The sequence below is a fragment of the Xanthomonas sp. AC360 genome, from assembly GCF_979258225.1.
In genome coordinates this window covers 2,473,676-2,486,748 of record NZ_OZ409846.1, presented here as the reverse complement: position 1 = coordinate 2,486,748, position 13,073 = coordinate 2,473,676, and the positions used below count along the sequence as shown (strand labels likewise).

General features: G+C 65.9%; 10 protein-coding genes and 1 pseudogene. 6 read left to right on the top strand and 5 right to left on the bottom strand.

The window, feature by feature from the left end; genetic code table 11:
* Positions 1-13 precede the first annotated feature (13 nt).
* The 4 genes and pseudogenes from ACZZ0O_RS10580 to ACZZ0O_RS10565 all read right to left on the bottom strand — a co-directional run bounded on the left by ACZZ0O_RS10580 (position 14) and on the right by ACZZ0O_RS10565 (position 4,463).
* Positions 14-646, bottom strand: a complete 633-nt coding sequence (locus ACZZ0O_RS10580) for a Hemin transport protein (RefSeq protein ID WP_463590748.1) — start codon at positions 644-646, stop codon at positions 14-16.
* Positions 647-651: 5 nt separating this feature from the next.
* Positions 652-2,882: pseudogene (locus ACZZ0O_RS10575) on the bottom strand (TonB-dependent hemoglobin/transferrin/lactoferrin family receptor).
* A gap of 272 nt (positions 2,883-3,154) precedes the next feature.
* The gene (gene hemP / locus ACZZ0O_RS10570; RefSeq protein WP_005991480.1) at positions 3,155-3,394 is read right to left on the bottom strand and encodes a hemin uptake protein HemP; all 240 of its coding nucleotides are present in this window, start codon (positions 3,392-3,394) and stop codon (positions 3,155-3,157) included.
* A gap of 100 nt (positions 3,395-3,494) precedes the next feature.
* Positions 3,495-4,463 (bottom strand): potassium channel beta subunit family protein, encoded by a 969-nt coding sequence (locus tag ACZZ0O_RS10565; protein ID WP_463590746.1) that lies wholly within the window; start codon positions 4,461-4,463, stop codon positions 3,495-3,497.
* A gap of 169 nt (positions 4,464-4,632) precedes the next feature.
* Here ACZZ0O_RS10565 and ACZZ0O_RS10560 point away from each other — a divergent pair, with 169 nt between their 5' ends.
* From ACZZ0O_RS10560 to dusB, 4 genes are all read left to right on the top strand, one after another.
* Positions 4,633-5,931, top strand: coding sequence for a NupC/NupG family nucleoside CNT transporter (locus tag ACZZ0O_RS10560; protein ID WP_055851040.1), 1,299 nt, complete (start codon positions 4,633-4,635; stop codon positions 5,929-5,931).
* Positions 5,932-6,010: 79 nt separating this feature from the next.
* Entirely contained in the window at positions 6,011-6,964 is a 954-nt protein-coding gene (locus tag ACZZ0O_RS10555; protein WP_055851035.1) for a ribokinase, read from the top strand.
* Between the two features lie 104 nt (positions 6,965-7,068).
* Entirely contained in the window at positions 7,069-7,671 is a 603-nt protein-coding gene (locus ACZZ0O_RS10550; RefSeq protein WP_463590745.1) for a DUF4893 domain-containing protein, read from the top strand.
* A 148-nt stretch (positions 7,672-7,819) separates the two neighbouring features.
* Positions 7,820-8,818 (top strand): tRNA dihydrouridine synthase DusB, encoded by a 999-nt coding sequence (gene dusB, locus ACZZ0O_RS10545; RefSeq protein WP_463590744.1) that lies wholly within the window; start codon positions 7,820-7,822, stop codon positions 8,816-8,818.
* Positions 8,819-9,031: 213 nt separating this feature from the next.
* On the opposite strand, the gene ACZZ0O_RS10540 is transcribed toward dusB, so the two are convergent.
* Positions 9,032-10,132, bottom strand: coding sequence for a metal-dependent hydrolase (locus ACZZ0O_RS10540; protein ID WP_463590743.1), 1,101 nt, complete (start codon positions 10,130-10,132; stop codon positions 9,032-9,034).
* Positions 10,133-10,608: 476 nt separating this feature from the next.
* On the opposite strand from ACZZ0O_RS10540, the gene ACZZ0O_RS10535 reads away from it, so the two are divergent.
* Positions 10,609-11,094 (top strand): OsmC family protein, encoded by a 486-nt coding sequence (locus tag ACZZ0O_RS10535; RefSeq protein WP_115553054.1) that lies wholly within the window; start codon positions 10,609-10,611, stop codon positions 11,092-11,094.
* A 359-nt stretch (positions 11,095-11,453) separates the two neighbouring features.
* Positions 11,454-12,665: a methionine adenosyltransferase gene (gene metK / locus ACZZ0O_RS10530; protein ID WP_055851016.1), complete on the top strand. Its 1,212-nt coding sequence runs from the start codon at positions 11,454-11,456 to the stop codon at positions 12,663-12,665.
* Positions 12,666-13,073: the final 408 nt, after the last annotated feature.

Below are 13,073 nucleotides of genomic sequence, written 5' to 3'. Positions count from 1 at the left end.
GGTCGTGGGAACGTCAGCGGCGCAGGCGCAGCAGCGACGTGGTCATGTCGGTGGGATCGGTACCGCGTGAGGTGGCCTGCGCAGCGCGCGAGGCGGCAGCGCGTGCGCAGCAGCAATCGTCCACTGCCACACGTCCGTCGATGCCTTCTTCGCGGGCCAGGCGCGCGGCGACGTCCGCACCCAGCGCAGACACGGTCGCAAGATTGGCGGCCAGCGACTGCTGGCGGTTGGCGGTGGACTGCAGGCGCAGTGCGCTCAAGCGCCAGCTCTCACCGCGCAGGCGTCCGGCCAGACGACGCCATAAGCGTTCGCCGACGCCCAGGCCGTGCGTCTCCGCCGGCAGTGGCGGCAGGCGCGAAACCAGGCGATCCCAACTCAAAAAATCGCTATCCGGCAACAGATACAGCCGCCAGCAACATTGGCCGTCGGCGCCGAAGAACCAGATGCTTTCGCGCACGCCATCACTGTCCACCTGGCGCGAGGCGGCGGCATCGACGGCGTGCTGCCAGCCATCGAGTTCATTGCCCAGCGCGGGACGATACAAACACAGCACCGTGCCCAGCGCCGACAACTGCGGTGCGCGCGGCAATGCGACGCGGTCGGCACGTGCGCCCGAGGACAACGGGAGTGAGCGAGCGATGGGCATGGCGGCTACCAACTCACGGCCAGGCTGACCGATGCCGTGCGTCCGGCGCCGGTGAACCGATCCAGCACCGTGTTGCTGGCCAGCGTGCCGTTGGGCAGCGCATTCCAGTCCACGTAGCGGCGGTCGGCCAAATTGAAGATGCCTGCAGTGACCTTGGCGCCGGGTGCGAATTCCCAATGGCCCATCAAATCCAGCGTGGCGTAGCCGGCCGGCGTGTAATAGCTGTCCAGCTGCGGCCGGCGCTTGCGTGCGACAAAGGTGCCGATCAATTCCGCACCCCAAGCATCGCTGTCGAAGGCGACGCCCAGCGTGCCGCGCAACGGGTCGACCGAATTCAGCGGCGTGTCGTCGGTGAGGTTGTCGCCTTCCGAATAGGCCAACGCGCTGTTCAACGACCAACCCTGCCAGCCGGCCAGCGCGCCCAAATCCAGCCCGCCGCGCGCTTCGGCGCCCTTGATCACTACATCGTCGACATTGCGCGACTGGAACAGCAGTAAACCCTCCGCGTTGACGCCAGCCGGCGCATACGATTCGATGAAGTTGCGGTAGTCGGTGTAGTACACGCTCCCCCCAGATAGCCGACGGCATCGTTGAAGCGCAGCCCCAGCTCGCCGCCGCGACTGGTCTCCGATTTCAATTCAGGATTGGCGATGGCGGTGTAGCGCGCCTGCAGATTGGTAAAGCCGATATTGACATCGTTGTACGGCGGCGCGCGAAAGCCGTGCGCATAGTTGGCATACGCCGACCAGGCTTGCGAGAACCGCCACACCGCGCCGAATTTCGGCGACACCTGCGTCTGGTCGATGGTTGCCACCGCCACGCCGGGATTGTCTTCGCGGAAGATGTCATCCAGCTGCGGCGCCAGACGGAAGTAATCCACGCGCACGCCTGGAGTCAGCGACAACCTGCCATCCAGCAGATCGATTTCGTCCTGCGCATACAGACCGAGCTTGGTGGTTTCGCTCTTGGGGAAATCACGCACCGGGAACACGTCCTGGCCAACGCGGTTGGTGATCGCGCCACTGGCCAGATTGACCGAATACCCATCGCGCTTGGCGCGCGTGTCGGTCCAGGTGCCGTCCAGGCCGTAGGTGATGTCGTGGGTCAGCGCCGCGGTTTCGATGCGCTTGTGCGCATTGACCAGCAATCCGTACACGCGCTGGTCGAAAGTGTGTTCGTTGTGGCGGCGCGTGTTGTTGCCACGCAATTCGTCGGTGCGTTGCAGGCTGTCGCTGTCCTGGCGATAGAACTGCCATTGCAGATCGTCGGCGAGCGCCGCGTCCAGTGCGTCCAGCTCGTGCCGCAGCGACACCCGCGCGCGAGTCTGATGATCGCGGCCGTCCTGCGACAGGATGCGCAGCGATGGCGTGGTCACACGCGGGTCGATGCCGCTCAACGCTTCGATGCTGCCATAGTCCTCATTACCTTCGACAGTGAGCTTGAACCGCTGCTGCGCGTTCGGTGCGTACACCAGTTTGGCCAGCACGCTGCGCCCGTCGATGGTCTGCGGATTGGCGGCGGTGCGCGTGAAATCGCGACTGCGGTTGTCGCCCTGGTTTTGCGCTTCCTGGCCCTGGCGATGTGCTACGGCCACCATGCCGCTCCAGCGCTCGCCACCGAATGCGGCGGTCGCACCGGCAAACAAACCATTCCAGTCGCCTTCGTAACCGAACTTCAGCCCGACATAGCTGCGCTTGTCGGCGCTCAGATAATCCGACGGATCCTTGGTGACAAACGCCACCACGCCACCCAGCGCATCGGAGCCATACAGCGAGCTGGCCGGCCCACGGACCACTTCCACCCGCTTGAGCGTTTCGAGGTCGACAAAATTGCGGTTGGCATTGAGATAGCTGCCGAAGGCAAAGGTGTCCGACACCGGCACGTTGTCCACCAGGATCGCAACGCGGTTGCCATCCAGCCCGCGAATGCGAATACCGCTGGCGCCGGCAAAGCGACCGCTGTTGCTGGTCACCGACACCCCGGGCGTGTAGCGAAACAGATCCTTGAGTTCGCGCACCAGCTGGTTATCCAGTTGTTCGCGGTCGATCACATCCACCGTGGCCGGCACATCGATCAGTGCGCGCTGGGTACGCGTGGCGGTGACCTGCAGGCGATCGAAGTCGTGCACCTCGCGCGCAGCATCGCCGCCAGCGTCTGAGTCGGCAGCATGGGCACACAACGGAACAGCAGGCAGCGCAAGCGACAGCGCGACCACCAGCGGATGCAGGCGAATCATCTAGGAACCTTTGTGGGAGCCCCCGGCAGCGCACGCTGCGGCATGCCGCATGCGGCAACCGGGGGTGGAGAGGTCAGCGGTGGGCAGCGGCGGCGTGCCCACATCGGTGGTGTTGTGCGGAGGCCGGTCGGCACGGCCGCACTGCGCAGCGCAACGTCGGCTGCGAACACGCAATCACTGCGTGGCGCGCCTGGAACGGTTGCGCGACGCGTCTGCCTCAGGGCCGTGGCCGGACGACCCGCATCGGGTCGCCGGCGTCGGCTCGGCAGGACTTACTTGGTCAAAATGAGCTTGTCGTTACTGGTATGGCGCAAGCGATAGACGCGGTCGCCATGCTGGATCAGCACTTCGCGACGGCCCTTGAGCAGCGCCTCGCTGCTGATGAGGTCTTCGGCAGGCACAACACGCGGCACGGCACGGTCGCGCAGGTTGACCGGTTCGGAGCGGAGCAGCACGGGATGAGCGGTCATGATCTGGTTCTCCAGTCGGTTGGCCAGACAAATAATAACCATTCTCATTTAATGATCAAGAGCCATTCTCATTTGAGCCTCTCGATCTTTGCATCGCTTTACATCTTTCGATTGACCCAACCAATCGTTAGCGGCGCATCGCTCAACGCGTCGCCGCGTCCACCCGCTTCCAGCCCGCGGCATCCACCTGCACCAAGGTTTCCAGCGCCCCCAGGTTTTCTTCCAGTTGAGAGACCCGGCTCGCGCCCAGGATCACCGTGGACACATGCGGGTTGCGCAGGCACCAGGCGATGGCCAGCCGTGCCGGGGACTGCCCGAGCTCGGCAGCCACCGCGCAAAACGCGCGGGCCCGCTCGAGTCGGCGCGACTCCGGTGTGCCCAGCACTTCGTCCTGCAGCCAGGCGTTCTCCGGCTGGCCCAGGCGGCTGTCGGCCTCCACGCCGCCGTTGTATTTGCCGGTCAGCAGGCCCGACGCCAGCGGCGACCAGATGGTGGTCCCCAGCCCGGCCTCGCACAGTGGCGCGTACTCGCGCTCCAGCCGCTGCCGGTGCAGCAGGTTGTACTGCGGCTGCTCCATCGCCGGCGCATGCAGGTGTTCCTGCTCGGCGATGGCGATGGCCGCACGCAACTGCTCGGCGCTCCACTCGGAGGTGCCCCAGTACAGCACCTTGCCCTGGCGGATCAGCGCATCCATCGCGCGTACGGTTTCCTGGATCGGTGTGTCCGGGTCGGGCCGGTGGCAGAAATACAGATCCAGATAGTCCACGCGCAAGCGCTTGAGCGCCGCGTGGCAGGCGTCGGTGACGTGCTTGCGCGAAAGCCCGCGCTGGGTCGGGCGCGGGCTGTCCACCGCACCGAAGAACACCTTGCTCGACACGCAGTAGCCATCGCGCGGCAGGCGCAGGTCGGCGATCACATCGCCCATCACCTCTTCGGCGCGGCCACGTGCGTAGACCTCGGCGTTGTCGAAAAAATTGATGCCGTTGTCCCAGGCGGCGGCGATCAGGTTGCGCGCCTCGCCGCGCCCGATCTGCTTGCCGAAGGTCACCCAGGCCCCGAACGACACGGCCGATAGCTGCAGCCCGGTGGAACCCAGACGACGGTAAAGCATGGCGAACTCCTGCGACCTCCGGGGCACCTGCCCCGGACCGGCTTGCGCAGTTTACCGGGCCGGGCGCCCGCGCAACCCTGTGCCGGCCTTCTGAATGCCGCTCGCCTTGCCCGCCGACACCCCCTGCTCTAGGCTTCATCGTTTTGCCGTTGGCAGCCCGGGGAATGGAATGGTCGAAGGTTTAGGAAGGATCGGTTTCGGCCTGTTCGGTCTGGCGGTGCTCATCGGCATCACCTGGCTGTTTTCGACCAACCGCCGCGCGATCGACTGGAAGCTGGTCGGCACCGGCCTGTTGCTGCAGATCTCGTTCGCCTCGCTGGTGCTGCTGGTACCGGGCGGGCGCGACGTGTTCGACTCGCTGGGCAAGGGCTTTGTGAAGGTGCTGAGCTTCGTCAATGAAGGCTCCACCTTCATTTTCGGCAGCCTGATGAACATCGAAAGCTACGGCTTTATCTTTGCGTTTCAGGTGCTGCCCACCATCATTTTCTTCTCCGCGCTGATGGGCGTGCTGTATCACCTGGGCGTGATGCAGGTGGTGGTGCGTGCGATGGCCTGGGCGATCACCAAGGTGATGCGCGTGTCTGGCGCAGAAACCACCAGCGTCTGCGCCAGCGTCTTCATCGGCCAGACCGAGGCGCCGCTGACGGTGCGCCCCTACATCCCCAAGATGACCCAGTCCGAATTGCTGACGATGATGATCGGCGGCATGGCGCATATCGCCGGCGGCGTGCTGGCCGCATACGTGGGCATGCTCGGCGGCAGCGATCCTGCGCAGCAGGCGTTCTATGCCAAGCATCTGCTGGCCGCCAGCATCATGGCCGCGCCGGCCACCCTGGTGGTCGCCAAGCTGCTGGTGCCGGAAACCGGCACGCCGCTGACCCGCGGCACGGTCAAGATGGAAGTGGAAAAAACCACCAGCAACATCATCGATGCGGCTGCGGCCGGCGCCGGCGATGGCTTGCGCCTGGCGCTGAACATCGGCGCGATGCTGCTGGCCTTCATTGCGCTGATCGCGCTGATCAATGCGCCGCTGACCTGGCTGGGCGAGGTGACTGGCGCCGCTGCAGCGCTGGGGCGGCCGACCAACCTGTCGACGATCTTCGGTTACGTGCTGGCGCCGATCGCCTGGGTGATCGGCACGCCGTGGGTGGACGCCACCACGGTCGGGTCGCTGATTGGCCAGAAAGTGGTGATCAACGAGTTCGTCGCCTACAGCGAGCTGTCGCGGATCGTGAAGGGCGAAGTGCCGGGCGTGGGCCTGAGCGACGAAGGCCGCCTGATTGCCACGTATGCCCTGTGCGGCTTTGCCAACTTCAGCTCGATCGCGATCCAGATCGGCGGTATTGGCGGGCTGGCGCCGGAACGTCGTCACGATCTGGCCAAATTCGGCCTGCGTGCGGTGCTCGGCGGTTCGATCGCCACCTTCATGACCGCTACCATTGCAGGCGTGCTCTCGCACTTCGGTTGAGGCGGCGCGGGTTCATCGGCGTCACGGTCTAATCGCCGGACGCCACGTTTCTTCAAGTCATTCAAGCAAGCAGGTATTTATGAGTTCGGTCGTCGTTGTCGGGTCTTTCAATGTCGATCACGTGTGGCGCTGCGATGTGCTGCCTGCGCCGGGTGCCACCATCGCCGGCCGCTACAGCACCGGCCCGGGTGGCAAAGGGTTCAATCAGGCGGTCGCGGCCGCACGTGCCGGCGCCAAGACGCACTTTCTGTGCGCGCTGGGCGACGATGCCGGCGGCGCGCTGGCGCGCTCGCTGGCGGCGCACGACGGCTTTACGCTGATCGCCGAACCGAGCAATGAACCCACCGGCACCGGCGGCATCTATGTCGACGGCCACGGGCGCAACACGATTGTGATCGGCGCCGGCGCCAACTCGGTGCTGAGCCCCGGTTTTGTCGAGAACCAGCGCGCGCTGGTCGCCTCGGCACGCGTGCTGCTGGCGCAGCTGGAATCGCCGGCCGAGACGATCGAGTCGGCGCTGGCGCTGGCGCGCGAATGCGGTGTGCTGACCGTGCTCAATGCCGCGCCGGCCAACGCCCCGACCTCGATCGGCCTGCTCAAGCTGGCGGATGTGTTGACCCCCAACGAAACCGAATTCGCCGCGCTGCTCGGCCGCCACGTCGGCGAGCGCATCAACGCCGACGATGTAGCCGCGCTGGACGGCAACACGCTGCATTCGCTGTGCCGCAAGTTGTTGCCGGGCGGCACCGTGGTGGTGACGTTGGGCGCGGTGGGCGCCTTCATCTCGCACGCCGAAGAACAGCTGCGCGGCGACACCGCCGCGCATTACCGCGTGGGCGCAGAAAGCGCGCAGACGGTGGACACCACCGGTGCCGGCGACGCCTTCAATGGTGCGTTGGTGGCCTCGCTGGCGCAGTCGCCGGGCGCCAGCTTCATCACCCACGTGCGCTTTGCCACCCGCTACGCAGCGCGCTCCACCGAAGTGGAAGGTGCGGCCGCGTCGATGCCGCGACTGCTGCCGGACGCCGGCTAACTGCCTGCGCCTGTGGCGGCATCGGTTTGCGTTCACTCGCCCCGCCACGCCATAACTGACCGCCCGTCACCGCGACGGGCCTGCATCACGACAAGGAGTGCTCGATGCGTCGTTGTTCCCTGATTCCGTTCGTTGCGCTGTGCGCCTTGCTTGTCCCGCTGTCGGCCGCTGCGCAGCGCTGCGACTGGAACGGCACTGCCAGCGATGCCGACCGCGCCGCGGTAACCGTGTCTGCAGACAGCCTGCAACAGGCGATCGCACCGCACTACGACGATGCCGAGCAGGGAGATGGCGCCGCGCTGGCGCGCACGCTGCTGCAGCGTGCACAGTCGCCGCAGCTGCCCGGCAAGCTGGACGGCCGCTGGAAGGTGCGCTCGATCCAGGTCGACCAGCGGTTCGCCTATGCCTACCCGTACTTCAAGGCCGAGATCAGCCGCGATGCCTGCGGCTATCGTTTCAGCAAGGTCAGCGGCTCGCAGCGCCGCAGCGGCACGCTGTATTCGCTAGCCAAGGACAGCCGCGAGTTCGCATTCCTTGGTGCCAGCACGGTCAACGACGAACCGGAAGGCCGCTACGCGCCCGGCAACATCTCCGACGGCACCAACGGCAACAGCGTCGGCCGCTTGGTCGCACTGGGACCGGACGAACTACTGCTGATCCTGGACGGCGGCGCCAAGGGCTTCGAGCTGTATCAGCTGATCCGCTGATCCTGGAATGTTCGGCCCGGTTGCCTTCGCGCGATCCGGCTGACGCGTGCGCTGGCTTGCTGCAGCCTGGGTCCGCACTTGCGACCGCACGCACCCCTCCGGCGACGCCCGAGTTGGCAGCAGCGGCAACCGCAGCGACAATGCCCGCATGCAGATCGGCCCCTACTCCATCGCCCCCAAGGTGATCCTCGCGCCCATGGCGGGCGTCACCGACAAGCCGTTCCGGCTGCTGTGCAAGCGGCTGGGTGCCGGGCTGGCGGTGTCGGAGATGACCATTTCAGATCCGCGCTTCTGGGGCACGCGCAAGTCGCTGCACCGCATGGACCATGCCGGTGAGCCAGACCCGATCAGCGTACAGATCGCCGGTACCGAGCCGCAGCAGCTGGCCGACGCGGCGCGCTACAACGTGGACCATGGCGCGCAGCTGATCGACATCAATATGGGCTGCCCGGCCAAGAAGGTCTGCAATGCCTGGGCGGGCTCGGCGTTGATGCGCGACGAGGCGTTGGTGGCGCGGATCCTGCGCGCAGTGGTGCAGGCGGTGGATGTGCCGGTGACGCTGAAGATCCGCACCGGCTGGGATTGCGACCATCGCAACGGCCCGACCATCGCACGCATCGCGCAGGAGTGCGGCATCGCTGCGCTGGCGGTGCACGGGCGCACCCGCGACCAGCAGTACACCGGCAGCGCCGAGTACGCGACGATTGCGCAGATCAAGGCCGCGTTGGAGATCCCGGTGATCGCCAACGGCGATATCGATTCGCCGCAGAAGGCGGCGCTGGTGCTGCGCGAGACCGGCGTGGATGCGGTGATGATCGGCCGCGCCGCGCAGGGGCGGCCGTGGATCTTTGGCGAGGTGGCGCAATACCTGGCCACCGGCACGCTGTTGCCGGCGCCGACGTTGTCCTTCGTCCGCGACACCCTGCTCGAGCATCTACACGCGCTGCACGCGTTTTACGGCCAACCGCAGGGCGTGCGCATCGCGCGCAAGCATCTGGGCTGGTACGCAAAGGATCACCCGCAAAGCGCCGACTTTCGCGCGGTGGTCAATCGCGCCGAAACGCCCGAAGCGCAGCTGGCGCTGACCCGCGATTACTTCGACGCCTTGATTGCCGGCGTCGCGCCGCCACTGCCGAACGCAGCCTGAGATATCCCGGCTGCGCTCGCACGCGCACCTGCACGATGCCTGCGCCGCGTGCTGTCATCCGCTGCGCGCCATGGCGTGAAGTGGCTACCCCACCTGGCGCGCAGGCGTCAGCTGGGGTAGCCGGCGCGCTCAAGCGGAGTGCGAGTGCCACATGCCGCACCGGACACATGCAGCGCTCGCCTGGCGGCTGCGCAGTCGTTTTGTGAGCGGCTCTTATTGTGTCGACGCTGCCGGTGTAGCCACCGGCGTGTCGACCTGTTCCAGATCGCCGGTCAGCGCCGTGCCGGCCGGCGCATGCCAAATGCGGTGCCACATCTGCGCCAGCACCGCACCGATCTGATCGCGTGCCACCGGCGCGCGATAGGCCGCCTGGACCTGGCGCGGGACGATGGGCTGCCACTGCCCGCCGTCGCGATGCGCCACAACGAAGTTGAAGTTGTAGTCCGGCTCCAGCCCCATGCGCAGATCGCTGAGCATCAAATCGTCGTCGACCAGGCGTGCACGCATGAAGCCGCGATTGAACCAGGTCAACCGGCGCACCGAATCGAATGCCGCCACTTCGCCCAGTGCCTGGGTATTGCTGGAAAAACCACGGAACTGCATCGGTCCGGTATCGGCCACCAGCGAACGCTCTCCGATCACATAGCCATTGGGCGTCATCGCCACCACCCGCCACAGCAAGGTGTTGAGCGGCATCGGCACCGAGAAGCGTGGCGCTTCGGACAGCCCCATCGCCGCCAGCGCGCGGTCGGCTTCCTGATCGACCAGATACTTGGCGATCAATGACCAGCCCAGATACGCCGAACTCGCCACCAGCCCGATCACCAGCACGTGCTGCGCAAGCGGGCGCGCGCGCGCGAACCAGGCGACTGCGCAAGCCAGCAGCAGCCATAGCGTGTACGCCGGGTCGATGATGAAGACGCTCGACCACATGGTCGGATGCGGCTGCAGCGGCCACCACAGCTGCGTGCCGTACACGGTGAAGGCGTCCAACAGCGGATGGGTGATCAAGGCCAGCTGGATCGCCCAGAACCAGCGCGTGGGCGCGCTGGCCACGCGCCCGTTGCCATAGCGCCGGAACAGCCACCAGATCAGCCAACCGACCAGCGGCAGCACGAACAGCGAATGGCTCACGCTGCGATGCACGGTCATCAGGGTGACCGGGTCGTCGGTCAGCGTCAGCAGCGCCAGCGCATCGAGGTCGGGCAAAGTGCCCAGGGCCGCGCCGGCCAACAACGCGGCACGCCGCTGTCCGGGCGGCGCAATGGCAGCGGCGATTGCGCCACCAAGAACGATCTGGGTCAGGGAATCCATCGGCCGATGCTAGCAGGCCCGACATGCACGGATAGGCATCGACCCACGCGCTTTCGGTCGGCACACACCTGCGTCTGCGCGGGTGTGTCTTGAAGAGACACACCGGGGCGACCAGCATCGCATCGCAGCAGCCAGCACGCTGCGCTGCTGCAGTGGATAGGCGTACGCAAGCGCGGCCTGGACGAGCGGCAGCCGTTCGTAGGGAACGCTAAGCACCTATCGCGAAAGATGCGCAGGAAGGCCCTCGCCCTGCTACACGGCGACCCCGCACCATTGACCCTCTGCTAGCTGGAGCAGACAGAGAAAGAGATGTATCGGCGTCACGGCCAGCGCGACAGCAGCCTGCGCAACAACGATCTGGCGCGGATGGTCCACCGTTGGGAAGTGCCGCCCCCGGTAGAGGCCAGGGCGGTCGAGTACCCTGGCTGTCAGGGTTGAAGGGCGCACCCTGTGCGCCGCAGACAAGGAGTGCGGCAATGCCAGACAAACAGCACCAGTACAGCGTGAAGGTCATCTGGACCGGCAACCAGGGCAGCGGCACCTCGGGGTATCGCGCCTACAGCCGTGACCACCGTATCGAGGCCGAGGGCAAGGCCAGTGCGATCGACGGCTCGTCAGATCCTGGCTTCCGCGGCGACCCGGCACGCTGGAACCCAGAAGACCTGCTAGTCGCCTCGCTGTCGGCCTGCCACAAGCTCTGGTATCTGGGGTTGTGCGCCGATGCCGGCATCATCGTGCAGGCCTACGAGGACAACGCCGAAGGCGCCATGCTGGAGCAGGCCGATGGCGCCGGGCAGTTCACCTCGGTGGTGCTGCGACCGCTGGTGACCCTGGCACCGGGCAGCGACCTCGCGCAAGCCAGGGCGCTGCACCACACCGCGCATGAAAAGTGCTTCATCGCCCGCTCGATGAATTTCCCGGTCAGCCACGAACCCCAGCTGCAATTGGCCGAATCGGCCTGAGCGGTGGGTTGCTCAAGGCTGTAGCGGTTGCTGTCGGGGGTAGCTGCCCACCGCCGACCACAGCGTTTGCCGCGCGACACCGGCGCCGGCCAGATGTTCGAACAGCTCGTGCAGTGGCACACGAGACCCCATTGCACGCCGTGCTGTCGCAGGGTCGGCACTGGCCGGTGGGGATCGGCATGCCTCGCTCGCGCATTGCCGCCGTTGCGTGATGTAGACACCTCACTGCCCGCTGACGGGGCGTTTTGTCGGTTGTGCTTAACCCCACGGCATCGCGTTCAGGCGCACAATGCAACGGACACACGGGGCGTGTATCATCCGCAGCCATCTTTTCATCCGAATTAAGGGATATAAGCCTGATGTCCAGCTACCTGTTCACCTCCGAATCGGTCTCCGAAGGCCATCCGGACAAGATCGCCGACCAGATCTCCGACGCCGTGCTCGACGCCATCCTGGCCCAGGACAAGCGTGCCCGCGTGGCCTGCGAGACCATGGTCAAGACCGGTGTTGCGATCGTTGCCGGCGAAGTGACCACCAGCGCCTGGATCGACCTGGAAGCGCTGACCCGCAAGGTGATCCTGGACATCGGCTACAACAGCTCCGACGTCGGCTTCGACGGCGAGACCTGTGGCGTGCTCAACCTGATCGGCAAGCAGTCGCCGGACATCAACCAGGGCGTGGACCGCAAGAACCCCGAACAGCAGGGTGCCGGCGACCAGGGCCTGATGTTTGGCTATGCCACCAACGAAACCGACAGCTACATGCCGGCCGCGATCCACTTGGCGCATCGCCTGGTCGAGCAGCAGGCCAAGATCCGCAAGAAGAAGAACTCGGCGCTGTCCTGGCTGCGTCCGGATGCCAAGTCGCAGGTCACCCTGCGCTATGAAGACGGCGTTGCGACCGCGATCGACGCGGTGGTGCTGTCGACCCAGCACGACCCGGGCATCAAGCAGAAAGACCTGATCGAAGCGGTGCGCGAAGAGATCCTCAAGCCGGTGCTGCCGGCCAAGTGGCTGCACAAGGGCACCAAGTTCCACATCAACCCGACCGGCAAGTTCGTGATCGGCGGGCCGGTGGGCGATTGCGGCCTGACCGGTCGCAAGATCATCGTCGACACCTACGGCGGCTGGGCCCGTCACGGTGGCGGCGCGTTCTCGGGCAAGGATCCGTCCAAGGTCGACCGCTCGGCCGCCTATGCCGCACGCTATGTGGCCAAGAACGTCGTAGCCGCCGGCCTGGCCGACCGTTGCGAAGTGCAGGTCTCCTACGCCATCGGCGTGGCCGAGCCGACCTCGATCTCGGTCACCACGTTCGGCACCGGCAAGATCGCCGACGAGCAGATCGAAAAGCTGATCCGCAAGCATTTCGACCTGCGTCCGTTCGGCATCATCCAGATGCTCGACCTGATCCACCCGATGTATCAGCAGACCGCGTCTTACGGTCACTTCGGCCGCAAGCCGAAGGACTTCACCTACACCGACGCCACCGGTGCGCAGCACAGCGCGACCGCGTTCTCGTGGGAAAAGACCGACCGCGCAGACGCCCTGCGCGCCGATGCAAAGCTGAAGTAAGCCACGCGCTCTTTGGAGCGTGGTTGGGTGTCGCAATGGGCCGCTAACGCGGCCCATTGCGTTTTAAGGCCTAGCGCCAGCATTCGTCCCTGCGGGGGCCTTCTCCCGGCGGGAGAAGAGATCAAAGCCCCTCTCCCTGCGGGAGAGAGGTTGAGGTGAGGGTGCGGAGCGAAGCCGCGCTGCAGGGAACGTCCATTAGGCTGCGCGCGTACCCTTACCCGCCCCTGCGGGGCACCTTCTCCCGAGGGGAGAAGGGATTCAAAGCTCCTCTCCCTGTGGGAGAGGGGTTGGGGTGAGGGTGCGGAGCGGAGCCGCGCTGCACGGAAGGTCCATTAGGCTGCGCGCGTACCCTCATCCACCCCTGCGGGGCACCTTCTCCCGCCGGGAGAAGGGATCAAAGCCCCTCTC